General features: G+C 43.6%; 24 protein-coding genes. All 24 read right to left on the minus strand.

Going from position 1 to position 26,676, the window contains the following annotated elements; translation table 11 throughout:
• Nucleotides 1-24 precede the first annotated feature (24 nt).
• On the minus strand, nucleotides 25-1,050 hold the full coding sequence (gene asd, locus Q1J64_RS08490; RefSeq protein WP_301108634.1) for an aspartate-semialdehyde dehydrogenase: 1,026 nt from the start codon (nucleotides 1,048-1,050) through the stop codon (nucleotides 25-27).
• Between the two features lie 117 nt (nucleotides 1,051-1,167).
• Nucleotides 1,168-1,758 carry a dipicolinate synthase subunit B gene (locus Q1J64_RS08495; RefSeq protein WP_301108635.1) on the minus strand — a complete coding sequence of 197 codons (591 nt, stop codon included), beginning with the start codon at nucleotides 1,756-1,758 and terminating at the stop codon, nucleotides 1,168-1,170.
• On the minus strand, nucleotides 1,731-2,540 hold the full coding sequence (locus Q1J64_RS08500; RefSeq protein WP_301108636.1) for a dipicolinate synthase subunit A: 810 nt from the start codon (nucleotides 2,538-2,540) through the stop codon (nucleotides 1,731-1,733). Before Q1J64_RS08500 ends, Q1J64_RS08495 begins: the two co-directional genes overlap by 28 nt.
• On the minus strand, nucleotides 2,530-2,808 hold the full coding sequence (locus tag Q1J64_RS08505) for a YlmC/YmxH family sporulation protein (protein ID WP_301108637.1): 279 nt from the start codon (nucleotides 2,806-2,808) through the stop codon (nucleotides 2,530-2,532). Before Q1J64_RS08505 ends, Q1J64_RS08500 begins: the two co-directional genes overlap by 11 nt.
• 59 nt (nucleotides 2,809-2,867) lie before the next feature.
• Complete coding sequence (locus Q1J64_RS08510) at nucleotides 2,868-4,124, minus strand: M16 family metallopeptidase (protein ID WP_301108638.1); 1,257 nt, start codon at nucleotides 4,122-4,124, stop codon at nucleotides 2,868-2,870.
• 111 nt (nucleotides 4,125-4,235) lie between these two features.
• A complete protein-coding gene (gene pnp / locus Q1J64_RS08515) occupies nucleotides 4,236-6,350 on the minus strand; it encodes a polyribonucleotide nucleotidyltransferase (protein WP_301108639.1) in 2,115 nt (704 codons plus the stop codon).
• Between the two features lie 169 nt (nucleotides 6,351-6,519).
• A complete protein-coding gene (rpsO, locus tag Q1J64_RS08520; RefSeq protein WP_301108640.1) occupies nucleotides 6,520-6,789 on the minus strand; it encodes a 30S ribosomal protein S15 in 270 nt (89 codons plus the stop codon).
• Between the two features lie 133 nt (nucleotides 6,790-6,922).
• Nucleotides 6,923-7,861 carry a riboflavin biosynthesis protein RibF gene (ribF, locus tag Q1J64_RS08525; protein WP_301108641.1) on the minus strand — a complete coding sequence of 313 codons (939 nt, stop codon included), beginning with the start codon at nucleotides 7,859-7,861 and terminating at the stop codon, nucleotides 6,923-6,925.
• A 12-nt stretch (nucleotides 7,862-7,873) separates the two neighbouring features.
• On the minus strand, nucleotides 7,874-8,785 hold the full coding sequence (truB, locus tag Q1J64_RS08530; protein WP_301108642.1) for a tRNA pseudouridine(55) synthase TruB: 912 nt from the start codon (nucleotides 8,783-8,785) through the stop codon (nucleotides 7,874-7,876).
• Between the two features lie 104 nt (nucleotides 8,786-8,889).
• A complete protein-coding gene (gene rbfA / locus Q1J64_RS08535; RefSeq protein WP_301108643.1) occupies nucleotides 8,890-9,246 on the minus strand; it encodes a 30S ribosome-binding factor RbfA in 357 nt (118 codons plus the stop codon).
• A gap of 40 nt (nucleotides 9,247-9,286) precedes the next feature.
• Nucleotides 9,287-9,565 (minus strand): DUF503 domain-containing protein, encoded by a 279-nt coding sequence (locus Q1J64_RS08540; protein WP_301108644.1) that lies wholly within the window; start codon nucleotides 9,563-9,565, stop codon nucleotides 9,287-9,289.
• Nucleotides 9,562-11,985: a translation initiation factor IF-2 gene (gene infB / locus Q1J64_RS08545; protein WP_301108645.1), complete on the minus strand. Its 2,424-nt coding sequence runs from the start codon at nucleotides 11,983-11,985 to the stop codon at nucleotides 9,562-9,564. The genes Q1J64_RS08540 and infB overlap by 4 nt, the downstream gene beginning before the upstream one ends.
• Nucleotides 11,963-12,310 carry a YlxQ family RNA-binding protein gene (locus tag Q1J64_RS08550; protein ID WP_301108646.1) on the minus strand — a complete coding sequence of 116 codons (348 nt, stop codon included), beginning with the start codon at nucleotides 12,308-12,310 and terminating at the stop codon, nucleotides 11,963-11,965. Before Q1J64_RS08550 ends, infB begins: the two co-directional genes overlap by 23 nt.
• Complete coding sequence (gene rnpM / locus Q1J64_RS08555) at nucleotides 12,307-12,585, minus strand: RNase P modulator RnpM (RefSeq protein ID WP_301108647.1); 279 nt, start codon at nucleotides 12,583-12,585, stop codon at nucleotides 12,307-12,309. The genes Q1J64_RS08550 and rnpM overlap by 4 nt, the downstream gene beginning before the upstream one ends.
• A gap of 20 nt (nucleotides 12,586-12,605) precedes the next feature.
• Nucleotides 12,606-13,790, minus strand: a complete 1,185-nt coding sequence (gene nusA / locus Q1J64_RS08560) for a transcription termination factor NusA (RefSeq protein WP_301108648.1) — start codon at nucleotides 13,788-13,790, stop codon at nucleotides 12,606-12,608.
• 429 nt (nucleotides 13,791-14,219) lie between these two features.
• Nucleotides 14,220-14,690, minus strand: a complete 471-nt coding sequence (rimP, locus tag Q1J64_RS08565) for a ribosome maturation factor RimP (protein WP_301108649.1) — start codon at nucleotides 14,688-14,690, stop codon at nucleotides 14,220-14,222.
• Between the two features lie 382 nt (nucleotides 14,691-15,072).
• Nucleotides 15,073-19,383, minus strand: a complete 4,311-nt coding sequence (locus tag Q1J64_RS08570; protein ID WP_483315978.1) for a PolC-type DNA polymerase III — start codon at nucleotides 19,381-19,383, stop codon at nucleotides 15,073-15,075.
• A 61-nt stretch (nucleotides 19,384-19,444) separates the two neighbouring features.
• Nucleotides 19,445-21,139, minus strand: a complete 1,695-nt coding sequence (locus Q1J64_RS08575; RefSeq protein WP_301108650.1) for a proline--tRNA ligase — start codon at nucleotides 21,137-21,139, stop codon at nucleotides 19,445-19,447.
• A gap of 18 nt (nucleotides 21,140-21,157) precedes the next feature.
• The gene (rseP, locus tag Q1J64_RS08580) at nucleotides 21,158-22,417 is read right to left on the minus strand and encodes an RIP metalloprotease RseP (RefSeq protein WP_301108651.1); all 1,260 of its coding nucleotides are present in this window, start codon (nucleotides 22,415-22,417) and stop codon (nucleotides 21,158-21,160) included.
• A gap of 44 nt (nucleotides 22,418-22,461) precedes the next feature.
• Nucleotides 22,462-23,607, minus strand: coding sequence for a 1-deoxy-D-xylulose-5-phosphate reductoisomerase (gene dxr / locus Q1J64_RS08585; RefSeq protein WP_301108652.1), 1,146 nt, complete (start codon nucleotides 23,605-23,607; stop codon nucleotides 22,462-22,464).
• 18 nt (nucleotides 23,608-23,625) lie between these two features.
• Nucleotides 23,626-24,420, minus strand: a complete 795-nt coding sequence (locus Q1J64_RS08590; RefSeq protein ID WP_301108653.1) for a phosphatidate cytidylyltransferase — start codon at nucleotides 24,418-24,420, stop codon at nucleotides 23,626-23,628.
• Nucleotides 24,417-25,208 carry an undecaprenyl pyrophosphate synthase gene (uppS, locus tag Q1J64_RS08595; protein ID WP_301108654.1) on the minus strand — a complete coding sequence of 264 codons (792 nt, stop codon included), beginning with the start codon at nucleotides 25,206-25,208 and terminating at the stop codon, nucleotides 24,417-24,419. The genes Q1J64_RS08590 and uppS overlap by 4 nt, the downstream gene beginning before the upstream one ends.
• A 132-nt stretch (nucleotides 25,209-25,340) precedes the next feature.
• Nucleotides 25,341-25,898 (minus strand): ribosome recycling factor, encoded by a 558-nt coding sequence (frr, locus tag Q1J64_RS08600; RefSeq protein WP_301108655.1) that lies wholly within the window; start codon nucleotides 25,896-25,898, stop codon nucleotides 25,341-25,343.
• Entirely contained in the window at nucleotides 25,895-26,623 is a 729-nt protein-coding gene (pyrH, locus tag Q1J64_RS08605) for a UMP kinase (RefSeq protein ID WP_301108656.1), read from the minus strand. The genes frr and pyrH overlap by 4 nt, the downstream gene beginning before the upstream one ends.
• Nucleotides 26,624-26,676: the final 53 nt, after the last annotated feature.

Below are 26,676 nucleotides of genomic sequence, written 5' to 3' on the forward strand. Positions count from 1 at the left end.
CTTTGCCTATAAGTCGTAATTTAATCAGTTAATCAACTCTTCAGCAATCTGCACCGAATTCAATGCAGCGCCTTTCAGCAAGTTATCCGACACAATCCACATGTGGAAACCTGTTAGCTTGTTAAAATCTTTACGGATTCTGCCAACGAACACTTCATCTTTATCTTCCGCATATAGAGGCATCGGATAGAGCTGTGCAGCCGGATCATCCTGCAGTACGATCCCTGGAGCATTTTTCAATAAACTCTTCAGATCCTCTACTGAGACGCCTTCTTGATCAATCTCGATATAGACCGATTCAGAGTGTCCTGATACGACAGGAAGTCTGACACACGTTGCGGCTACGGACATATCGTAATCGTTAAAGATTTTCTTTGTTTCATTGATCATCTTCAATTCTTCTAATGTATAGCCTGACTCATCAAATGAATCAATTTGAGGAATCGCATTGAACGCAATTGGATAATGACGCTCAGCAGATGCTGAAGGCAGCACTTCCGCTTGGATTTCACCGCGATCCGTAAAGTGCTTGCTTTGTTCAGCCAACTCATCAATTGCTTCGACTCCTGCACCCGAAACTGCCTGATATGTTGACACGATTAAACGGTTCAAACCGTATTTTTCTTTGATCGGTTGCAACGCAGCAACCATCTGGATTGTCGAGCAGTTTGGATTGGCAATGATTCCTGAATGATTAGCTAATTCTTGCGGATTGACTTCAGGCACAACAAGCGGTGTATTTGGATCCATACGGAAAGCACTTGTATTGTCAATGACTACCGCGCCTCTTTTCACTGCTTCATGTGCAAATTTTTCTGAAATACTGCCGCCTGCACTAAAGAATGCAATGTCAATTCCCTCAAAAGCTTCGGGTGTTGTTTCCTGTACTGTGTAAGTTTTTCCTCCAGCTTTGATTTCTTTGCCTGCTGAACGTTTGGATGCAAGTAACTTAATGGAATTGGCAGGGAAATTTCGTTCTGTCAACTTCTCAAGTATTTTAGTTCCTACCGCTCCTGTAGCACCGACAATGGCAACATTTACATTCTTCATCTAGATCTTCCTTTCAATGATTAACAAGTAATATTTAGGTCAAGTGAAAAAGACCGCGTCTCGTTAATTGTTATTGAACGAATTATAACATATTTTGCGAAATTTAAAAATCTATTTTTATGCATCTTTATGAGAGATCAATAATGGCTGAAGCTGCTTACCTTGTATGGCAGATGCCGCAGCGGCGGGCAATAATGTAAAATCAGCTATTAACGAATTCGGCTTTTTTATGCAGTCATCCTGCCCGAATGGTATAAAAAACACATGTTTCATATTCAGCAGCTTCATCAGGTTCATGCCGTTCAGCCCTAATGCATCATTTGTCGAAACACCGAGCACCACTGGTTTGCCGTTTCGAAGCGTTGCTTTCGCAGCCATCAATACAGGCGAATCTGTGGCTGCATTTGCCAGACGACTCATCGAATTGCCTGTAAGTGGTGAAATAATCATACAGTCGAGAGGATTGGTCGGCCCGAACGGCTCCGCTTCCATAATACTCGACACAACTTTTTCTCCTGTGGCTTCTTCAATCCGTTTGACCCATTCTTCTCCTGTGCCAAATCGTGTGGCGGCATGGAGTACAGAATGCGTAATAATTGGTACGACTGAAGCGCCTTCCTTTTGTAGTGAAGCAATCATCGGCAGCAGCTGATCATATGTGCAGTGCGAGGCCGTAATCCCTAATCCGATTCTTTTCCCTTCAAGCATGTAGCTCCCCTTTCTTCTGTATCCATTCTCAAAATCGCGTCAGCCAGAACTGCCGCCGCATCTGCCGGGAAATGAATCCCGGGCAATTTGAGGTGTATCGTATAGTATTCAGAAGTCCGGCCGGGCTTTAGGCAGCCTGGAGCTGAAGACACATCAAATATATGCTGACAGCTACAATTGGCCACATCAAGCCACTGTGAAGGTATCGTATTGACTAAGTAACCATCTGTAAAATGTGTAGACGGCGTTAATCTCAGCGACGTATAGCCTAATGTATTAGCTTCTGCTAGCTGTGCATCTGCACGTGCGGTTATGGTGACAGACGCCTGCATGCTGTGCAGCACATGAGCGACGGCTTTTCCGACACGACCGAAGCCCGCTATATAAAAATTCTTACCCGCTATTTGCCGTTTTGTCTGTTCATAGAAAACTTGCACAAATGCCTCAGCAGTCAATTGTGCATTCTGCCAGATAAATTGTTCATTTTGCAAATAATTCAGGTATTTCACACCAGATTGATCAAGATCAGCACGCCACTCCTGTGCAGACTGACCAATATACAACACTGTATCTTTCCGAATTAATTGAGCAGGAATTGGCTGTTTCATAGCCAACAGTGGCAGGATGATACGTTTTGGCTGCCACTCAGCTAAGATGTCTTTCAAGTTTTCATCGAAAGTATCCTGAGCGAGATAGCGGCTTTCGTATCCCTGTTCCTCTAATAGATCATTCGCCATCTCCAAACGCTGGTCCGTGCCGATAACAAGCCATTTAATCATCATCCGACACATCCTTGCGATCCATCTCATGAGTCTTGCCGAATAAAATCCTATCTTCGCCTACGAGTACGATCTCATGCCACGGGATATATTCGATGATATCCTGGTCTTTTTGACGAAACAGTTGCTTACCGAGTTTTTTCCTGATTTCAAAACCAATAATATCACCTGTTTTCGGATTGAACAGTAGGTCTGTATCGCCTAAAAAACCATAGCGCATTCCCTCTTCAACTTGAATTAATTCTTTTTGTGCTAACTCCGACAGAAGCATAAAGTTCCTCCCTCTCTCCATATCTTCTATCATCATATGATTAGAAAGGGAGAAGTCGACTATTTGATGAGTTTTTTATATTGATTAATATTTTTTTCAGGGGCCAGAATAGAAACTGCCCGGTCACTTGTCAGCACTTGCTGACCTAGCCGGTAGACACTCCGCTTCTCCACCTGTTCGATACGCTCCACCACTTCCTCAATCGTCTGGTGGCTGCCTAATACTAGTTCATTGCGCCCGTTGCGGTACATGCGTGACTCTGAACTTTCCAATCCCAACACAAAGCTACCTTTTAATTGTTCTTTTGCATTGCGCAGCTCTTTATCCGTCAGACCGTCATGTAATAATTCAGCGATCACTTCCTCAATCGTCTGGTAGGTCTCTTTAAAATTCTCAGGAGATGTGCCGCAATAAATAACAAATCCACCCGCTGTTTTGTATGCCGAATAATACGTAAACACAGAGTACGCTAAGCCGCGGTTTTCACGGATTTCCTGAAATAGTCTCGAAGACATCGTCCCACCAAGAATGCTGTCAAATAAACTTAATTCATAAATTTTGTCATGCGTCGCGGGCAAAGATGGATAGCCGAAGCATACGTGTGCCTGCTCAATATCTTTTGCTCTAATCGACTGCTTCGCTGCAAAGTCAGGAAGCTGCGTTTCTACCGATTCCAGAAACGTGTCTTTGCGCTGATACGAACCAAAATGGGCTTCAATTAATTTGATGAGCCTTTCATCATAGCTACCAGCAATCGAAATGACGAGGTTTTCAGGGCCGTAGTGTTGTGCCATGAACTTATCCACCATTTCTTTTGTAAAGCGCTTGATCGTCTCACTGCGGCCGCCTACCGGCTTACCAATCGGGTCTTTAGGAAACATTGCTGCCCATAACTTTTCATCCACATCTTCATCAGGCATATCTTCTACTGAAGAAATTTCATCTAATATAACGGACTTCTCTTTTCCCATCTCTTTTTCATCAAACTGCGAATGAAAGAACATATCCGATAAGATCGTTAGCGCGTAGGAAGCATGATGGCTGAGAACCGTTGTGTAGTAACAAGTCATTTCTTTCGACGTAAACGCATTGAGGTCTCCGCCAATCTGGTCAAACTGTTCAGCAATCATCCGCGCATTTCTCGTGGCGGTTCCTTTAAATAACATATGCTCAATGAAATGAGCAATTCCTTCTTGTTCCGCTGTTTCATCAGCAGATCCTGCATGCACCCACAAACCGACTGCAACTGATTTCACGTGGGGCATTTTCTCATGGACTATCCGTACACCGTTCTGGCATATATGTGTTTGAATCATTGACTTCACTCCTTAAAAGTACAAAAAGCCTGCTTCGCCGCAACTTGTGCAGGAAGAGGCTTGTTCGCTTCTGTCTAATTTGAATTAAGAATTTCCGTTCCAGTCTATATATTACTCTTTATTTTCTTTTGCTTTTTCTTCTTCAAGAACCACTTTACGTGAAAGATTAACGCGGCCCTGTCTGTCAATTTCAATAACTTTGACGAACAGTTCGTCGCCGAGTTTCAATTCGTCTTCCACTTCTTTCGTACGGCCTTCTTTAATTTCAGAAATGTGCAGTAAGCCGTCTTTCCCCGGGAAGATTTCCAGGAATGCTCCGAACTTCTCAATACGTTTTACTTTCGCTAAGTAATATTCGCCGGCTTTCGCTTCACGAACGATATTTTCAATCATACTCTTAGCTTTCGCATTCATTTCAGAGTTTGGTGAAGAAATGTAAATTGTGCCGTCCTGCTCCGTGTCAATCTTCACTTGAGTTTCCTCAATGATCTTGTTGATGACCTTTCCGCCAGGTCCGATTACGTCGCGGATCTTGTCTGGATTAATATGGATTACCACAATCTTCGGTGCATATTCAGACAGCTCTTCACGAGTTGAAGAAATAGTTGTCATCATATGTTCCAGAATTTTAATGCGGCCAATTTTTGCTTGTGCTAGTGATTCTTCAAGGATTTGACGGGACAGTCCGTCAATTTTGATGTCCATTTGAAGAGCGGTGATACCTTTACTAGTACCTGCTACTTTAAAGTCCATATCACCTAAATGGTCTTCCATTCCTTGAATATCAGTCAAGATAGAGTAATCTTCATCCTTCTTGATCAAGCCCATCGCAATACCTGCTACTGGAGATTTAATTGGAACACCTGCATCCATCATCGCCATGGTAGACGCACAAATTGATGCCTGTGAGGATGAACCATTTGATTCCAATACTTCTGCAACCAGACGCATTGTGTAAGGGAATTCCACTTCATTCGGAAGAACCGGAAGTAATGCGCGCTCTCCAAGTGCTCCGTGACCAATTTCACGACGGCCAGGTCCGCGGATCGGTCCTGTTTCACCGACACTGAAGTTAGGGAAATTATAGTGATGCATGAAACGTTTTGACTTATCCAGACCAATACCATCAATGATCTGAACTTCTCCAAGCGCACCTAATGTACAGACACTCAATACTTGTGTCTGTCCGCGTGTGAATAAAGAAGAACCGTGTGCGCGCTGCAACAGACCTGTTTCAGAAGCCAACGGACGAATTTCATCCAATGCACGACCATCTGGACGGACTTTATCGACTGTGATCAGACGGCGAACTTCATCTTTCACCATTTGTTCGAGCACAGCTTTCACTTGCTTGATTGTATCTTCATCTGCTTCTTTTTCGATATAACGATCAAGTACCGCAGTTTTCACTTCATTGATTGCTTCTTCACGAGCGTGCTTTTCTTCCGTCTGAATTGCTGTCATCAAATCATTTTCACAGAAGTCTTTCACTTCTTTGCTGATGTCTGCATCTAATTCAAACAGCTCGATTTCGAATTTTTCTTTACCAATTTCCTGAACAATTTGCTCTTGGAAAGCGACCATTTTTTTGATCTCATCGTGACCGAACATAATTGCTTCTAGCATGATATCTTCAGAAACTTCTTTAGCCCCTGCTTCTACCATGTTAATCGCATCTTTTGTTCCGGCTACTACTAAGTCAATTTCAGACGTTTCAAGCTGTTCTGGTGTAGGGTTGACAATAAAATTACCGTCAATGCGGCCAACTTGCACGCCTGCAATCGGTCCGTCAAACGGAATATCCGAAATAGACAATGCCAATGAAGAACCGATCATTGCAGCAATTTGAGATGAACAATCCTGATCCACTGACATCACAAGAGAGATTACTTGCACATCGTTACGGAATCCGTCTGGGAATAATGGACGGATCGGTCTGTCGATTAAACGGCTCGTCAATACAGCAGTTTCAGACGGGCGCCCTTCACGCTTAATGAAACCACCAGGGATTTTACCGACTGAATATAAACGTTCTTCATAGTTAACTGTAAGTGGGAAAAAGTCCAGAGGTTTTGGTTTCTTAGAAGCTGTTACTGTGGATAATACTGTTGTGTCGCCATAACGAACGAGTACTGCGCCGTTTGCCTGCTTTGCAAGCTGTCCTGCTTCGATCGTCAGCGGACGTCCTGCCCAATCAAGTGTGTAAACTTTTTTTTGTTCTGACATTGTAGAACTCCTCTCTATTGTGGAACTGGATACATCATTTTTGTATGTAATTAGTAGTAGTGTATCAAACAAGATACATTTATGCGAAATATTTTATTTGAATTCAGGTGAGAACCTGCACTTCTTCATTCCATAGAAAAAAGCGGGCAATGCCCGCTTCTCAGTCTTATTAACGGCGTAAGCCAAGTTTTGCAATAAGATCACGGTAACGTTGAACGTTAGTATCACGCAAATATCTTAAAAGACGACGACGTGTACCAACCATTTTGTACAGACCGCGACGTGAGTGGTGGTCTTTCTTGTGCGTACGCAAGTGGCCGTTCAGGTTATTGATCTCTTCAGTAAGGATAGCAATCTGAACATCAGCAGATCCAGTATCATTTTCATGAGTTTTGAATTCGTTGATCAATTCAGCTTTTCGCTCTTGTGTAATAGCCATCCTTTTCACCTCCTAAATAAAAGTATCCCCATCTCCCGAGCAAACGTTGGTGACTCGTATTGCCAAGAAGCGGTTTGTGTCATTAACACTACTTTATCATATCACGGCATTCTGTCAGTTGCAACAACCAACTCTAACCGTTTAATAAGTCCAATGCGGTTTGTTTATCCTTGCCGATTTGCTCTTTCAGTGCGTCGAGTGAATCAAATTTACGTTCTGATCTTATGCGAAAGAGCCAATCAATTGCAACTTGTTTTCCATAAAGATTCAGATCGGCGTCTAAAAGATGAACTTCAGCCGTAGGCAGACGGTGTTTAGGATCGTGGAAAGTTGGTTTTACGCCCATATTACAGACGCCTGCATGCCATTCCTCTTCAATGAGACAGCGCACAGCATACACGCCGTTGGCAGGTACAATCACGTCTTCTTCCATATGGATGTTAGCGGTAGGAAATCCTAACTGACGTCCCCGTTTTTCACCATGAACCACTTCACCGGATGTACGGAAAGGTCGTCCCAACAGCTCAGCTGCCTTTTCTACCCCGCCATCTCCGAGCAGTTGACGCACTTTAGTGGAAGACACTTTTTCTTCTCCAGCAAAAGTTACTTTTTCAATTGTTGTTGTGCCGTACATGCCGTCTGAAAGCTCCTTCATATCTTTCATCGTCCCGGAACCTTTCATACCAAAAGTAAAGTCAAAGCCCGCAGTGACATGCTTCACATCCAGCCCTTTGATAAAGGTATCTATGAATTGCCGAGGAGACAGACTTGCCAAATCCCAATCAAAGCTGACTATAAACAGCGCATCAACGTTCAAGTCTTCGAGTAATCTGATCTTTTCCGCAAGTGGTGTAATATATCCGACATTTTTTCCGGAGAAAAGCTGTGAAGGATGCGGATCGAATGTCATGACAGCGGTTTCTATTCCTAGCTGACTTGCTGTTTCATCGGCTGCAGTAATCACTTCTTGATGGCCTTTATGCACCCCGTCAAAAAATCCGACCGCTAAAGAATATGCATGGCCCGGTTCAATCTGCAGCTGATCAGGATATCGTAATTTATAGACTTTCATTTCTACCTCTCCTTACTCGTTGGACAGTAACATTTTTTCAGGTTTCATCAGTCCGGTTTTCGTTGGATGGTTTTTATAAATTGCCAGTACTTGTCCATTATACGTCAAAATAATCGAGTCGTGTTCCTGCAACAACTGAACAGCCGGAAGTACTTGTCCATTTCGAATACTGTCCAATAATTCAGGTTCAATTTCTAATTTTGGAAATTCCGTCAGCACATCTTCAACAGGGCGCAAAATCGAATCGACTTGTTCTTCCTCCATTAATTGTGCAACTTCCGCGAGTGTCCTGCAGTCTTCCTGCATGAAATTCCCGGATACAGTACGCACAAGAGATTCCATATGTGCAGGGTACCCCAGTAATTCTCCAATTTGAACAGCAAGTGTACGGATATAAGTCCCTTTTCCGCACTTCACACGTATAGAAAATGTTACTTCTTTCCCCACAAATTCAGCTTCATTATCGAGCAGCTCAATTTCTTCAATACGGACCTGTCTTGCGGGTCTTTCCACTTCGATACCTTTTCTGGCGTACTCATATAGTCTTCTGCCATTCACTTTAACGGCTGAATACATAGGAGGAATCTGTGTGATTTCACCAGTCAGCTGTGCAAGTACCTCCAATAACATTTCTCTGGTGATCATTTTCTCGGAATCATCACAGCTGACAGTTTCACCCTGCGCATCCTCAGTTTCTGTTGACCTGCCGATTGATACCTTTGCGATATATTCTTTACCCGCATCTGTGATATAGGAAGCTACTTTTGTTGCACGGCCAATACAAATCGGCAAGACACCTTCGACTTCAGGATCAAGCGTGCCTGTATGACCTACTTTTTTAGTGCGCAAAATTTTACGCAGCTTAAACACACAATCATGCGATGTCATACCTTTTTCTTTCCATAATGGAAGAATGCCGTTCATAAGTACTCCTTCTTTCTTCAGGATACTGTTTATATCAATTATTGTTCTATGTAAGAAGGGAGGAAGCCATTATGCCTAAGCGATAATAACTTCCTCCTCATTGTTTACTGCTCTTCTTCGTCTTCGTCATTCACTTGACGTATTAAGCTTTCAATTCGATTACCGTAGGCAACCGATTCATCCATCTCAAATTCAATTTCCGGTGTTTTACGTAACCGAATGCGCTGACCGATCTCTGAGCGAATAAATCCTTTCGCTTTTGAGAGACCGATTAACGTATCTTCACGCTCTTTATCGGTACCGAGAACAGAAATGAAGATTTTTGCTTGCTGCAGGTCACCCGTTACGTCTACTCCTGTAACCGTAACAAATCCGATACGCGGATCTTTTAGCTTCTGACCGATAATATCGCCCAGTTCTTTCTTCATTTGCTCGGCTATTCGATTTGCACGTACTGACATGGCTGTTCACCTCTATCTTTTCATCTTAAAAGTACTTCGATTATAAATAATCCACTGTACACGCGGTCATTTCCCAATCTGGATTCGATTCAAATAATCGGATTGCCCTTCTCACTTCACGTTCTGCTGCCTCTTTAACCGAAGCTACAGCAACTACTGCAAAAGTTGTCCGCTGCCAAAGATCTTGATGATCAATTTCCGCGACAGATACATTATAAGAATTTTTCACACGATCTCTCATCCGGTTCAAAACAGCTCGCTTCTCTTTTAGAGAAGCGGCTCCTGGTATGAAAAATGAACATTCCGCGTAGACGATCATACTCGCTTAATTTCCTCCATAACGTAAGCCTCAATGATATCTCCTTCTTTAATATCATGGAATTTCACGATGGTAATTCCGCACTCGTAACCCTTCGCAACTTCTTTCACATCATCTTTGAAACGCTTCAATGTATCAAGCTCTCCTTCAAAGATTACGATGTTGTCACGCAGAATACGGACACTTGAATCACGTGTGATCTTACCGTCAATCACATAACTTCCTGCAATTGTACCGATTTTCGTTACTTTAAATGTCTCACGAACTTCGGCCTGTCCGATTACTTTTTCCTCGAACTCAGGATCCAGCAATCCTTTCATAGCAGATTCGATTTCCTCGATTACTTTATATATAACGCGGTGAAGTCGGATATCTACGCCTTCGGCTTCCGCTGAACGCTTCGCATTTGTATCAGGACGTACGTTAAATCCGATTACGATTGCATTAGAAGCAGCCGCCAATGAAATATCTGATTCATTGATTGCTCCTGCACCCGTATGGATAATCTTGACGTTAACACCTTCTACTTCGATCTTCATAAGAGAGGCAGCCATTGCTTCAACAGCCCCCTGTACGTCTGCTTTAACAATCAAATTAAGCTCTTTCATTTCGCCTTGCTTCATTTGATCAAACAGATTGTCAAGAGTCACACGTGTTTTTTCAACACGTTGTTCCTGTAATGCTTCTCCTGCACGAGTCTCACCGATCTGACGCGCTGTTTTTTCATCTTTAAATACGACGAAACGATCGCCCGCCTGCGGTACATCACTCAATCCTGTGATTTCAACAGGAGTGGAAGGAGCTGCTTCTTTAACACGACGGCCTAAATCGCTGACCATCGCACGAACACGACCATACGTATTACCTACTACGATCGGATCTCCAACGTGAAGTGTTCCGTTCTGAACAAGCAGTGTCGCAACGGATCCTTTTCCTTTATCGAGCTGTGCTTCAATTACAGTTCCGCGTGCTCTGATCGAAGGATCAGCAGTTAATTCGCCTACTTCTGCTACTAACAGAACCATTTCTATTAACTGATCAATGCCTTCCCCTTTAAGTGCGGAAATCGGAACGAAGATTGTATCGCCGCCCCAGTCTTCAGAAACCAAACCGTGTTCAGTCAGTTCCTGCATGACGCGGTCAGGATTCGCTGTCGGCTTATCCATTTTGTTAACAGCTACGATAATCGGAACTTCAGCTGCCTTTGCGTGATTGATTGCTTCGATTGTCTGCGGCATTACACCGTCATCAGCTGCTACAACCAAAATTGTTAAGTCAGTGATCTTAGCACCGCGCGCTCTCATTGTTGTGAACGCTTCGTGTCCAGGTGTGTCTAAGAAAGTAATTTTCTTATCACCTTGTTTAATTTGATACGCACCGATATGCTGTGTGATTCCGCCTGCTTCACCCTGCGTTACCTTCGTATCACGGATGGAGTCAAGAAGCGTCGTTTTTCCGTGGTCAACGTGACCCATGATCGTAACGACTGGTGGTCTCTCTTCTAAAGTCCCTGGCTGTTCTTTTTCTTCCTCAGGATCTTCAAAATAGATCTCCAAATCAGTTACATCAATGCGGATTTCTTCTTCCACGTCCACGCCATACTCAGCACAGATCAATTCGATTGCGTCTTTATCAAGTTCCTGGTTAATGGTAGCCATTACACCAAGCATAAATAACTTTTTGATGATTTCAGATGGCTCTTTCCCCAGCTTTTGTGCCAGTTCGCCTACTGATAATGATTCATAGAAAGTAATTTTTTCCGGCAATGGTCTTTCAATCTTTTGTGCCGGTACTGCCGGACGGTATCTGCGTCGTCCTTGGTTTATTCCACGAGCTGGTGGTCTTCCACCACGGCCGCCTCCTGGACGTCCTCCGCCACCCGGACGTGCTGCATTCCCGCCCTGATTTTGTCTTGGCTGCTGATTGCTGCCTGTTGCCTGGCCTGGTCTTGACTGTTGATTGTTTCCTTGTGCTTGGCCTTGACGTGACTGCTGATTAGTACCTTGACCTTGTGTTCTGTTTCCTGTTCCTGTTCCTGTTCCTGCCGGACGTTTAGCCCCTGAATTGCTGCCTTGGTTCGAACGGTTTCCAGGTTGCTGAGTACGATTATTGCTACCTTTAGCCGCTGCAGACTGTCCAGAATTTGACTGTTGCGGTTTCCCTGCATTGCTTCCACCTTGGCGGTTTGCTGCAGGTCGCTGCTGTGCTGGACGGTCAGTCTTTTGATTATTGTTCGCTGGTGCTGCACCCTGAGTTTTCTGAGGAGCAGTAAACTTCTTATCCAGCTTCGTTACTGTGTCTGGATCAATTACGGACATATGATTGGTAACTTCCACTTTCATATTTCCTAATTCATTAATAATATCTTTACTCGACTTATTTACCTTCTTGGCATATTCATGTACTCGTATTTTCGTCATTAGCCCACCCCCGGTTATAATCGTTGAGGAGCTCGGATAACTTTTTGGCAAAGCCTGTATCCGTAAGCGCCAATACTACCCGCGCTTCTTTTCCTATCGCATGCCCAAGGTCTTCACGACTCCCGAAATCATGCTTCTCAACGTTGTAAGTGTTACATTTATCAGTTAGTTTTTTCTTCGTATTTGCAGATGCATCTTCTGAAAGGATGACAAGTGCTGCATTGCCTGCACGCACTTCTCGTACAACCAAATCCTCACCCGTCACAATTTTTCGTGCACGCGCCGCCATCCCAAGCAGTTGATAGATCTTTTTAGAATCTGTCATTTAATCGCCTCTCGACGAATCGCATGAAGCAGATCTTCGTATACTTGCTCAGGAACCTTCGCACCCAATTGATGTTCAATTGAGTGTTGTTTCCGTGCTTTTTCTACGGCGTCCTCCGATTTGGAGACATATGTACCGCGTCCCGACTTTTTACCGGTCAGATCCACTGATACTTCTCCTTCTTTCGTACGGACAATACGGATCATTTCTTTTTTAGGAAGCATATCGCCTGTAGCTGCACATTTGCGCAAAGGGATTTTCCGATTGTTCGACATGAGCATGCCATCCTTTCCAATCAATCTTTTTCGTCTGTATCTGCGTATAAATCAAAGTCTTCTGCTTGTTCTGCAGGCACTTCTTCTTCATACTCATAAGCTTCTAAATATTCGTCTGCCTCAGATTCTTCAACAACCAATTCTTCTTCAGCACGCGGGAAAATACCCATTTCTCTGGCATCAGTCTCGCTCTTGATATCAATTTTCCAGCCTGTCAATTTAGCAGCCAGTCTGGCATTCTGACCTCTCTTACCAATTGCTAATGAAAGCTGATAATCAGGTACGACTACAGTAGTGGAACGTTCTTCTTCGTTTACTTGTACATCCAGTACTTTCGAAGGACTTAGTGCATTCGCTACAAATACGACCGGATCTTCAGACCATTCAACGATATCTACTTTCTCGCCGTTTAGTTCATTGGAAATCGACTGTACCCGCGCTCCTCTAGTTCCCACGCAAGAACCAACTGGATCGACTTCTCCATTCGTCGTAAAGACAGAAATCTTCGAGCGGTCTCCTGCTTCGCGTGCAATCGATTTGATCTCTACTGTTCCATCATAAATCTCTGGAACTTCAAGTTCAAATAAGCGGCGCAGCAAGCCCGGATGTGTTCTGGAAACAAATACTTGAGGTCCTCTTGCAGTTCTTTCGACTTTTGTAATGTAAACTTTAATGCGGTCATGCGGACCATATGACTCTGTCTGGATCTGTTCACTTGAAGGTAATACAGCTTCCACCTTGCCCAAACCAACAAACAGGTTTTTCGCATCCATTCGCTCAACGATACCATTCACAATATCTTCTTCACGGTCGATGTATTCTTCATAAATCAAGCCGCGCTCAGCTTCACGTACACGCTGCGTGACAACCTGCTTCGCTGTCTGTGCTGCGATACGGCCGAAATCACGCGGTGTGACTTCTTCTTCGACAATATCACCAATTTCATATACAGGATTGATGACTTCTGCATCTTCCAATGAAATCTGCAAACGCTCGTCTTCTACTTCTTCTACAACATCTTTACGTGAATAGACCTTCATCGTGCCTTTATCTATGTTCAAATCCACGCGCACGTTTTGTGCCTGGTTAAAGTTTCTTTTATAGGCAGTCACTAGGGCCGCTTCAATCGCATCCACTAATACATCTCTTGAAATACCTTTTTGTTGTTCAAGAGCTGTCAGTGCTTCGAGTAGATCACTACTCATGTTCATCACTCCTATATTCAATTATGTTCATGCCCAATTAAGAATGCGTATTTCGCTTTTGAATCATCTAGCTGCAGCGGCTAGAGGCTCGGGTCATAAGTCAAAGCTGCTGTGCGGCATAGTGCGCCGCTTCGCATCTTCGCCTTATGCCTGCCGCCTCTAAACAGCCGCTTCCGCTTTTGAATCATCTAGCTGCAAGCGCCAGCCTCTCGGGTCGTTTCGGTCTTTTCGAAAAGGTGCAAAAAACGCACCTTTGTCGATAAGCCCTCCAACGCCTGTCGAGGCTAAACGGCGCTTTCCGCTTTTGTTTCATCTAGCTGCAGATGCCAGCTCCTCGGGTCGTTTCGATCTTTCCAGAAAGGCAGAGAGCGCCTTTATGGAAAGCCCTCCAACGCCTGTCGGAGCTAAACGGCATCTTCCGCTTTTGAATTAAAAATCAATAGCAAGCCGTGCTAGGGCGATTTTTGTTTTGTCAATTTCTACTAGTACTTTTCGAGTCTTGATTCGTATTTCAACTTTCGCAATTTCAGGTCCGTAGCCGAGTAGGTAGCCCTCGAATTCTTTCAGGCCATCAATTGGCTCATATGTTTTAATGAATACGTACTGACCTACAGCTTTTTCAAAATCTTCATCTTTTTTCAATGGTCTTTCCGCTCCGGGAGAAGACACTTCAAGAAAGTAGTTTTGTGGAATTGGATCAGTACGGTCCAATTCCTCGCTTAGCTTCTCACTGACTGCAGCACATTGGTCTATGTCGATACTCCCTTCAGGTGTATCGATATAAACACGCAAGAACCAGTCCCGGCCTTCTTTTACGAACTCGACATCTACCAGTTCAAGACCTAATTCTTCCACAATCGGACCAGCAAACTGCTCGACTTCCTCTGTTATTTTACTCACATATATCCCTCCCGAAATTAAAATCAATCACGCCTTGGCGTGATTGCGTCTGAATTTTGAAATGAGGCCTGCTCGATACAGGTCATGCAGACGTTACCGCAGAATGCGTTGTTGTATACGTTCCTCATTAGTAACTCCACTCAAAATCCATGACATCCGCCGGAGGCTTATCTGGATTCAGCCGGAGTTTGAAACCCACTAAACAAGTTACCAATTGCATTCATCCTGCTATCTAAACGAAGATGCAGGCTTCTGCTGAATCCAGATAAACAACAGAAAAGAGCGGGAAGCCCCACTCTTTTCCGCAAGACGTATAGCAAAAGTTGTTTTAATCGTATCACAACGCCATTTACAATGCAAATGATGGAGCCCTTTACACCCTTTAGAACAAGGATAGTTGATTGGCTTCCGGCATACCTTCTAAGCAGCCAAGTGTATCCAGGTATTCTACAATTGTCTTCGAAACACGGCCACGCTTCTGGAAGTCTTCTTTTGATAAAAATTCTCCGTCTTTTCGCGCTTCTACTATGGTCTTGGCTACGTTTGTACCCAACGAAGGAACAGAGTTAAACGGCGGTATCAACTGATTGCCGTCTATAAGAAACTGGGTGGCATCGGATTTATACAGATCAGGTTTGGCAAACGTAAAGCCGCGCTCCACCATTTCCAGTGCAATCTCGAGTACCGTCAGCAAGTTCTTTTCTTTCGGTGGAGCATCAAGTCCCTTATCATTTATCTCTTTAATTTTCGCACGAATCGATGCAGAGCCTTTGGACATTGTTACCAAATCAAAATCTGTTGCCCGCACGGTAAAGTACGTTGCGTAATACATAATCGGGTGGTGCACTTTGAAATATGCAATCCTTAGAGCCATCAATACATAGGCTGCGGCGTGCGCTTTAGGGAACATATATTTTATCTTCTTACAAGAACTGATATACCAGCCCGGCACTTTATTGGCCTTCATTTCTGCTTCGAATTCTGGTGTCAGGCCTTTCCCTTTACGGACAGACTCCATAATCTTAAACGCCAAGGAAGGTTCAAGCCCCTGATAAATTAAATACACCATAATATCATCACGACAGCCGATTACTTCTGACAGCTGACACGTTTTATTCTGGATCAATTCCTGTGCATTACCAAGCCAGACATCTGTACCGTGAGACAGTCCTGAAATCTGAATTAATTCAGAGAATGTTGATGGTTTTGTTTCCTCAAGCATCTGACGCACAAAACGCGTACCGAACTCAGGAACTCCAAGCGTCCCTGTTTTACAGTCAATCTGCTCCTGCGTGACACCGAGTGACGTGGTTCCGCTGAAGAGTGCCATGACACCCGGATCATCCGGTGCAATTGTTTTCGCATCAATTCCCGATAAATCTTCAAGCATCTTAATCATCGTTGGATCATCATGACCGAGAATATCGAGTTTCAGCAAGTTATTGTCAATGGAGTGAAAGTCGAAATGCGTGGTCTTCCAGCTCGATTCTATATCATCAGCCGGAAACTGAACTGGTGTGAAATCGAAAATATCCATCGTATCCGGGACAACGATAATACCGCCCGGGTGCTGACCAGTGTTTCGTTTTACTCCTGTACACCCTTGCACAAGACGGTCAATTTCAGCGCCACGCATCTGCAGATCATTGTCGTTCATATAGCCGCGAACATAACCGTATGCTGTTTTTTCTGCTACTGTACCGATTGTACCTGCCCGATATACATAATCTTCCCCGAACAGCTCTTTCGTATAGTTATGCGCATGCGCCTGGTATTCTCCACTGAAGTTCAAGTCAATATCCGGTACTTTATCACCGGCAAATCCAAGGAATGTTTCGAACGGAATATCCTGTCCGTCTTTTTTGAACATGATATCGCAATTCGTACATTCTTTATCCGGTAAGTCATAGCCTGAGCCGACCGAACCATCATCGAAGAATTCATATTTTTTGCAGGTCGGGCAAACGTAGTGAGGCGGCATCGGATTCACTTCTGTAATTTCCATCATCGTCGCAACAAATGATGAACCGACAGATCCCCGCGAACCGACCAAATAGCCATCATCGAGCGATTTCTTAACGAGTTTATGTGAAATCAAATAAATAACCGCAAACCCATTGTCAATAATGGAGGTCAGCTCTTTCTCAATCCGCGCTTCAATAATCTCAGGCAGTGTATCCCCATATATTTGATGAGCCATCGTATACGTCAGTTCTCTGACCTCTTCATCGGCACCTTCAATGGTCGGTGTATACAAGTCATCCTTGATCGGTTTGACATCACCGACACGTTCTACAATTTTTAATGGATTCTCTATAACGATTTCCTTTGCAGCCGCTTCACCTAAAAATGCGAATTCCTCAAGCATTTCATCAGTCGTACGGAAGTGAACTGCTGGCAGCGAATGCCGGTTCATCGGATTGGCGCCGCCTTGCGAGCGAACCAGAACTTTACGGTACGTGGCATCTATTTCATCCAAGTAATGAACGTTGCCTGTTGCACAGACCGGCAAACCGGTTTTCTTGCCGAGTTTCAGCATTTTCCGCATAATGTCTTCAAGATTCCATTCATCCCGGATTAAATCCAATTCGAGTAAATGGGCGTAAACAGGTTTCGGATGGATTTCCAGGTAATCATAGAAGCTCGCTATTTCCTCTACTTCTTCCATCGGTTTCTGCATTAAGCCTTCAAAAACTTCTCCTTTATCGCAGCCTGATCCAACTAAAAGACCTTTGCGGTATTTCACAAGCAACGAACGCGGAATCCGCGGTACACGATAGAAGAAATCCATATGGGAAATAGAGACCAGTTTGAACAGATTTTTCAGTCCTTCATTATCCGTCGCCAACAGCGTACAGTGAGAAGGACGGGATCGTTTATATGCGTCGCCTTCACCGATATTTTTATTGAGATCATCTAGCCATTCAATTCCTTTTTCCTGTGCATCCGCCAGCAGCCGTAAAAATAAATAAGCTGTCGCTTCGGTATCATAAATCGCCCGGTGATGCTGTGTCAGTTCAATATCAAACTTCTTCGCCAGCGTATTTAAACGGTGGTTCCGCAGCTCAGGATAGAGAAAACGGGATAGCTCGAGTGTATCGATTACAGGATAGGCAGCTGTTTCGATCTTCGCACGCTTGCACGAGGCATAGAAAAAGCCCATATCGAATGAAGCGTTATGCGCAATCAGTACTGCATCGCCAATGAACTCAATGAAATCAACCATTACTTCCGACACTTCAGGCGCATCTTTCACCATATCATCCGTAATACCAGTTAAGTCGGTCGTGATGGACGACAGCGGGTGATGCGGATTGGCAAAGCGCTCAAAGCGGTCGATAATCTCTCCGTCGCGCACACGTACCGCCGCAAGTTCAATAATCGTGTCATAGACAGCTGACAAGCCGGTAGTTTCCACGTCAAACACTACATACGTATCGGTATCGAGAAATCTATGCTGTTCTTCGTAAACAATCGGTACTCCGTCATCCACCAAATTCGCTTCTAAACCGAACAGCACTTTAATGCCGTGCTTCTTCCCTGCATTATATGCTTCAGGAAACGACTGGACATTGGCATGGTCGGTAATGGCAATCGCTGGATGACCCCATTTTGCAGCCTGTGCAACGAGTGCCTCTGCTGAAACCACTGCATCCATCTGACTCATCAACGTATGGGCATGCAGTTCCACACGTTTTTGTCCTTCCGGCGCTTTATCTTTACGTTCAATGGAAGGGATGACAGCCAAATCCTGCGCCATCATAATTAAATCTCTGACGAATGTGTCATTCTGGATACTTCCACGGGCCCGTACCCACATCCCCTTTTTGAACGACTTCATAATCTCTGCATCTTCATTGTCACGCGAGAACATTTTCACCAAAATTGAATCGGTATAATCTGTCACTTTCAACGTCAACAATGAACGGCCGCTTCGAAGTTCACGTACTTCCGCATCAAAAACAAAGCCTTCAATAATCAAACGACGTTCTTCGTCTTGAATTTCATGGATCGGCACGATGGCTTCTCCTGCTTTAATGGGTGTGCCTAGGATCATTGGTTTATCAGAATCACCCTGCTCACTCTTCATCGATTCACGCTGTTGCAACTGTTCAAAGGCTTTCTTGGAAAGCACATCTTCTTCTTGCTGTTTCTGTGAAAGGAATTGTTGCATTTCTTCCTGCGCACGGGTATTTTCTTCAATGTTTACATTGATCAGTAAGGAAGGAAAACCGAATTGACGGTATAGCGCAGCCAATGGTTCTGTATATTTATTTTTCAGGGTCTGGTATTCCAGATCACTTGAACAGATAATCTGCAGCCTCTCTCCTTGCAGGACGGGCTTCTGCTCATTCAGACACTGACGAAGCGGTGGGGAAATATCAGCTAATCCTTCGATGACAAGCGGCCAATAGGAAATAATCTGTTCTTCATCATACGATGTATTACGGCTTTCTATTTGAAGGTGCACATTGGCTATGGCAGCAAATGTTTCATGGACACGCTGTTGCATGAGCTGAAATACATTGACAGGCAATACATGTTCCAGCGTCACATTGAATTTCCAAACTCTTGATTTTGTATGAACAGTTACCCGGCTTAATTCAGCATTCTCAAAAAACGGCATTAGCTGATCATCTGTCAGGCCGGTTTGCTGCAGCAAGGTTAAAAACTTTTGGGTGGCATCCACTATAAATTCCTCCAATCTATCGCGAAAAGAAGGGAAGTTCCGATGACGGACTCCCCTTCTCTGTTTATTCTGCAGTAAAGAACGATTGTAGCTTTTCAATTACTTCTTCTTTTTGCCAGTCTATTGACTCGCCGCTGTGACGAAATGTTACTTCGACAATTCCTTCATCAGCTCTCTTACCAATTGTAATCCGAACCGGCAGTCCGATCAAGTCAGAATCTGCGAATTTCACACCCGCTCGTTCATCCCGGTCATCATACAGCACGTCATAGCGATACGATTCCAAGACTGAATATAACTCATCAGCCAATTGCTTTTGAATTTCATCTTTGACATTTACAGCCACTAAATGAATATCAAAAGGGGCTAAATGCTTCGGCCATTTCAATCCATTCTCATCATTGTACTGTTCTGCGATTGCAGCAATCAGACGCGATATGCCGAGTCCGTAGCTGCCCATAATGAAATGCTCTGACCTGCCGTGTTCATTGAGGAAGTTTCCTTTCATTTGTTCGCTGTAGACTGTTCCCAGCTTGCAAATATGACCAATGGCAATGCCTTCTGCAAACTTGATCGAACCCATTCCGTCAGGCGAAGGCTCTCCTTCTTGAATATAGCGGACGTCAAGATAGTCATCGATTGCGAAGTCACGCTCCGGATTGACATTGATCAAGTGATGTTCATCTTCATTGGCTCCCGCCACACCGTTAACAATGGATCCTATCGCGTGATCAGCATAAACTTTCACGCCAATCGGCAGTTTAACAGGGCCCACAGAACCGGCATGACAGTTAAGTAATTCTTCGATCTCTGATTCACTTGCCAAGGCAACTTCGTCAGCATGCAGAGCTAATTGTAATTTATGATCATTAATTCGATGATCGCCGCGGCAAACCACTAATACATGATCGCCGTCTATTGTATAAACTAGTGATTTAATAATTTTTTTCGGATCAACGGATAGAAATGAAGATACATCCTCTATCGTCCGAGCGCTTGGCGTTGCTACCTTCGCTGTATCTCTTGGTTTCTCATCCGTCTGCTCATAATCAATATTGACTTCAGCTAAATCGATATTTGCCGCATAAGAAGAGCTGTCACTGTAAGCAATCTTATCTTCTCCGATTGCAGCGAGTGCAATAAATTCATGCGTACCCGCACCACTGCCTGAAATGACCATTCGATAATGAACATTTAGACGCGTCAGAATGTTTGTATATGCCTGCATCACTTCAAGATATTTTTCATCCAGGCTATCCTGTGTCGCATGAAACGAATAAGCATCTTTCATAATAAACTCACGGCTACGAAGCAAACCGAAACGCGGCTTGTCTTCATCGCGAAACTTCGTTTGAATTTGAAACAAAGTCAAAGGTAGTTTTTTATACGATCTTACCTCGTCTCGAAGCAGAGAAATCATCAGCTCTTCATCGCTTGGACTGAGTGTGAATTCTTTACCTTGACGATCTTGAACTCGAAACAACTCTTTACCATAAGAATTCCAACGGTCACTTTCCTGCCAAATATCCGCCCGCTGCAAAGCAGGCATAGAAATTTCGATGCCTTCGATTGCTTCCATTTCTTGACGTATGATGTTTTCCATTTTACGAAACACCCTCTGCGCCAGCGTCAAATACGTAAAGACACCGCTCGCATTCTGACGGATATATCCCGCACGCAACAACAGTTGGTGTGAGCGGATATCAGCGTCAGCAGGAGTTTCCCGCATTGTTGGTATAAATGTTTTGGATTGTTTCATGATATGCTTCCACCCTTTTTAGAAGAAAAATCGTTGAATGTCATTCCATGTCACAACTAGCATCAAGACCATCAGCAGCATGATTCCCACGAAGTGCACCATACCTTCTTTTTGTTTGTCAATTGGTTTTCCACGTAAGCCTTCGAACAGGAAGAATAATAATCTTCCTCCATCTAGCGCAGGCAGCGGAAGTAAATTCATAATACCCAAGTTAATACTTAGCACGGCACCCCAATTCATTAGATTAAAGATTCCGTATTGAGCTACTTCTTCTGTCGCCTTATAAATACCAACCGGTCCTGACAAAGCGTCAATTGTAAACTGACCTGTTATTAACTGTCCCAGTAATTCGAAAATTTTCACTGTCCACGTGTACGTCTGTTCTGCACCGAAGACAAATGATTTCACTATACCTTTTTCAAGTGGACTGGAATACAATACACCGATCTGACCAAATTCTTTTCCGGCATCTTTAACCGTATCCGGTACGACACTTAAGGATACCGCTTTTCCGCCGCGATCTACTTCTACTGCCATTGGTACACCTGGACTATCTTGAATCGCTTGAGAAAACTGTGTCCATGTCTTAATTTCTTTTCCGTCTACACTTGTTACTAGGTCATTGTTTTGCATACCTGAAACTTCTGCCGGTGTATCTGGTTTCACTTCTGTAATAATGGGTTCATTCGTCGGCACGCCATTCATTAAGCCCAATGCCAAGAAGATAAAGAACGCTAAAATGAAATTAAAAAGCGGTCCTGCAAAAATTGTCATCGCACGTTTGCCGAGAGACTTCGATTCAAACTGACGGTCGTAAGGCGCAATCAGTGTTTCCTGTCCTTTTTCAATAATCGTTGCCGTTCTAGCAATGTTCAGACGAACAAACTGTCCATCTTCATCATAGCCTTCTATAAACAACTCTTTGTCCAAATCCGAGTTTTCCACTTCCAAATTCAAAATATTTGGATTGGCGACATTTCGGTTTAAGTGAATTTTTTCGATTTCATTTTGTGCATTCAGCAGCAGGCCCACTCGATAACCCGGCTGTAAATCGACCGTATCAAAATCTTCTCCTGCCATTCGAACATATCCGCCTAACGGAAGTAGACGAATAGTATATTGTGTTTCGCCTTTACGAATTGCTAATATTTTAGGTCCCATACCTATCGCGAATTCACGCACCATGATGCCCGCTTTTTTTGCAAACAAGAAATGCCCGAATTCATGAAACGCCACGAGTGTCCCGAATATTACTATAAACGCAATAACGGTTTCCATTCAGTAACCACCTTCACAGGCTGTAACGCCTTAGATTCATCTCATTACTTTACTATACCATACACTTTTTCACGCGTAATGCGATCTGTCTCCAAAATTTCTTCCAAATCCGGTTTTTTGATCGTATTGTGCTGATCCATCATTTGCTCAATAATATCCTCGATCTGCATGAAAGGAATACGCCCTTCCATAAACAATTGAACCGCCACTTCATTCGCCGCATTCATTGCCGTCGGCAGAGTGCCTCCTTCCCTACCTGCATCATATGCAAAGGACAGGGCTCTAAATCTCTCAAAATCCATTTTTTCAAAATGAAGTTTGCCGATTTCATCGAGACGCAGACGTTTGGCATTTGCCATTGGAATACGGTCAGGATACGTTAGTGCGTATTGAATCGGCACCCGCATATCTGGAGAACCGAGCTGCGCCATGACACTCGTATCTTCAAACTCCACCATCGAATGAATGATACTTTCTTTATGAAGCAGACATTCAATTTGATCGTACGGCATAGCAAACAGATGGTGTGCTTCAATGACTTCCAGACCTTTATTCATCATCGTCGCTGAATCAATCGTCAATTTATTGCCCATCGACCAGTTCGGATGCGCTAACGCTTGCTCTACCGTCACGTTTTGCAGTTGATCACGCGTATAGTCACGGAAACTGCCACCTGAAGCGGTAATAATTAACTGAGTAATGCGCTTTTCATTCTCACCGTTCAGGGCCTGAAATAAAGCGGAGTGTTCGCTGTCAACCGGCACAAGAGGCACCTGATAGCGTTTGGCAGCCTGCACTACCAAGTCTCCTGCAGCAACTAATGTTTCTTTATTTGCAATGGCGATCGTCATACCCGCAGCAATTGCTGCAAGTGTCGGCTTCAGACCTACGCTTCCAATCACAGAGTTTAGCAGGACATCTGCTTCGATTCCAACAGCCGCTTCAATCAGTCCTTCATCACCATGAACAATTTTCACATTCGGAAATTCAGCCTGTAACCGTACAGCGTCCGCCTGCTCCATTACTGATACCAGTTGAGGATTAAACTGTGCTATGATTTCACTGACTCTTCTAATATTCTTACCTGCAGACATCGCAGTTAATGTAAAGAGTTCAGGATTCGACTCAATGATATCCAGCGTCTGCGTGCCGATTGAACCGGTAGCACCTAGCAAATTAATTTTCTTCATACGTAAACTTCCCTTCCGTTATCCTACAAACTGCAAAAAATGAAGTAACGGCAAAACGAAAAGCAGGCTATCAAATCGATCCATAATTCCGCCGTGTCCAGGCAAAAGTGTGCCTGAATCTTTCACATCATAATAGCGCTTCAATGCAGACTCCACCAAATCACCCATCTGTCCGACAATCGATGCGACGACGGTGATGAGAATAAAGGTTATGTAGGAATTTGCAATCGGATAAAACATATTGTAAATCAGTGAGATAATAACAGCGCAGAGAATTCCGCCAACAAATCCTTCAATTGTTTTATTTGGAGAAATTTCCGGCCACAGTTTCCGCTTGCCTATTTTGCGGCCTACGAAATAAGCACCTGAATCTGTTGACCAGATGATTAGCAGCGCATAGCCTATATATTCTAACCCAAAAAGACGCGTTTCTATTAAATAATAAAATCCAATGCCAACGTATAATGCGCTCATCGCAGTAAATGCCACATCTTCAAAAGTAGAACGGTTCTTCACCAGTACGGTATAAACCAGCAACAATAGAATGAGAACATAAATCATTTCGAGTTTTTGTAAATGTAACGTGCTTTCTACTTGTTCAGTCCATTTAGATGGCAGCAAGATGACCAGTAACAATAGCCAGGATATAAAACCGCCCACTGAAAAAATTGACATCTTTCGCATACGAAGTAATTCATATAAACCAATCGTAGAAATCGCAAAGATCGTCATGATGAAAGGCAGACCGCCAATCCAAATCATCGGGATAAAAAATGCGAGGGCAACGATGGCTGTGATGATTCTTTGCTTCATCCTTTCTGATCCCCTTCCAAACTTCCAAATCTGCGATCACGATGCTGGAAGTCTTCAATTGACGCCAAAAAACACTCTTCATTGAAATCAGGCCATAGTACGTTCGTAAAAATGAATTCTGCATACGCGAGCTGCCACAGCATAAAGTTCGACAGCCGAACTTCTCCACTTGTACGAATGAGCAAATCTGGCTCCGGCAAGTGAGCGGTCATTAATCTCGAGTTAATGACGTTCTCATCTATATCCTCTTTTTGAATCGTGCCGTCTTCCACTTCTTGTACAATTTCTTTCATCACATGGACCAATTCCACGCGACTGCCGTAATTCATTGCGAAGTTCAAAACAAGGCCCTTGTTATTCTTCGTTGTTTCAATCGCTTTTATGATGGCACTTCTAGTATGTGCAGGAAGAGCCTCTATATTTCCGATCATCTCTACTTTAATATCTCTTTCCATCAGCTCTGGTAAATATGTATTAAGGAATTCGCCTGGCAGATTCATCAAAAAATCAATTTCCAGTTTCGGTCGTTTCCAATTTTCTGTAGAAAAAGCATAGAGTGTCAGAGCTTTTACACCGAGTGCATTTGCGAAATTGGTAATTTGACGGACCTTCTTCATTCCTTCATGATGACCTGCTATACGCGGCATTTTCCGCTGTTTAGCCCATCTTCCATTCCCATCCATAATAATTGCTACATGATTTGGAATTGGTTTTCTCTTAACAGATTCTATTCGGTCATCTATAAACTGAATATCTGGTGTTTTTTTTCGAAACAGTTTTCTAAGCATAGCGTTCCCCCACTTGGCTCATTTCGGATACTCCTATAGCCTATCCTACCAAATTGCATAGTAAATAGCATGCAAAAGACAGAAAAAAGCGTCCTAAAAGTAGGACGCTCCTCCTGATAGAAAGTTCTATACTCAGATTTCTAAAATTTCGTTTTCTTTGTCTTTTGCCATCTGGTCTACTTTTTCGATAAAGTTATCTGTCAACTTTTGAACTTCATCATTGTATCGGCGCAGTTCATCTTCCGTAATGTCTCCGTCTTTTTCACTCTTCTTGAGTTCGTCATTGCTGTCGCGACGTACGTTACGGACTGCTACTTTCGCATCTTCTGCTTCGCGTTTCACTTCTTTTACTAATTCTTTACGGCGTTCTTCTGTCAAAGCAGGCACAGCTAAACGAATAACGGATCCGTCATTTGATGGTGTGATGCCGATGTCTGACTTCATGATTGCTTTTTCAATTTCCACGATAGTTGTTTTATCATAAGGCTGTACCACTAGAAGACGTGGTTCCGGTACTGAAATACCAGCCATTTGATTTAATGGAGTGGGTGCACCGTAGTACATTACAGAAATTCTGTCTAATATACTCGCGTTAGCTCTTCCAGCACGAATTGATGCCAATTGTCTCGAATAGGCACTTAAAGCTTTGTCCATGCGTTCAGTTGTTTGATTCATCGTTTCTTTTGTCATTGTTTATTCCTCCTGACCACCGTACCGATTTCTTCACCGAGCACGGCTTTTTTAATATTACCATTCTCCATAATTGAGAATACAACGAGCGGGATATCATTGTCCATACATAGCGTGGACGCAGTGGAATCCATTACTTCAAGACCTTGACTGATTACTTCCAAGTATGATAGTTCAAAATATTTTACCGCGCTTGCATCTTTCATTGGATCTGCAGAGTACACACCGTCGACATTATTTTTCGCCATTAAAATGACATCAGCCTCAATTTCAGCTGCACGTAATGCAGCCGTCGTATCAGTAGAGAAATAAGGATTCCCTGTGCCTGCGGCAAAAATAACCACGCGGTTCTTCTCCAAATGGCGGATTGCTTTTCGGCGTATGTAAGGTTCTGCCACTTGTCTCATATCAATGGAGCTCATTACGCGAGTTTCAGGCCCAAGCTTTTCAAGAGCATCCTGCAGTGCAAGAGAGTTCATAACCGTCGCAAGCATGCCCATATAGTCCGCTGTTGTGCGATCCATACCCATTTCACTTCCGACTTTTCCTCTCCAGATATTGCCTCCGCCTACTACTACGGCTACTTCCACACCGAGTTCTACTACTTCTTTTACTTGATTTGCAACTGATTTTACTACTTCCGGAGACAATCCATACCCTTGATCTCCAGCTAATGCTTCTCCACTTAATTTCAACACGATCCGCTTATACTTTGGATTACTCATGTAGACCCTCCTGCAATTTCCTATTCTCAAAAAAGAGGAACACATAATGGATG

It is taken from the genome of Sporosarcina sp. (assembly GCF_029257255.1).
GTDB lineage: Bacteria > Bacillota > Bacilli > Bacillales_A > Planococcaceae > Sporosarcina.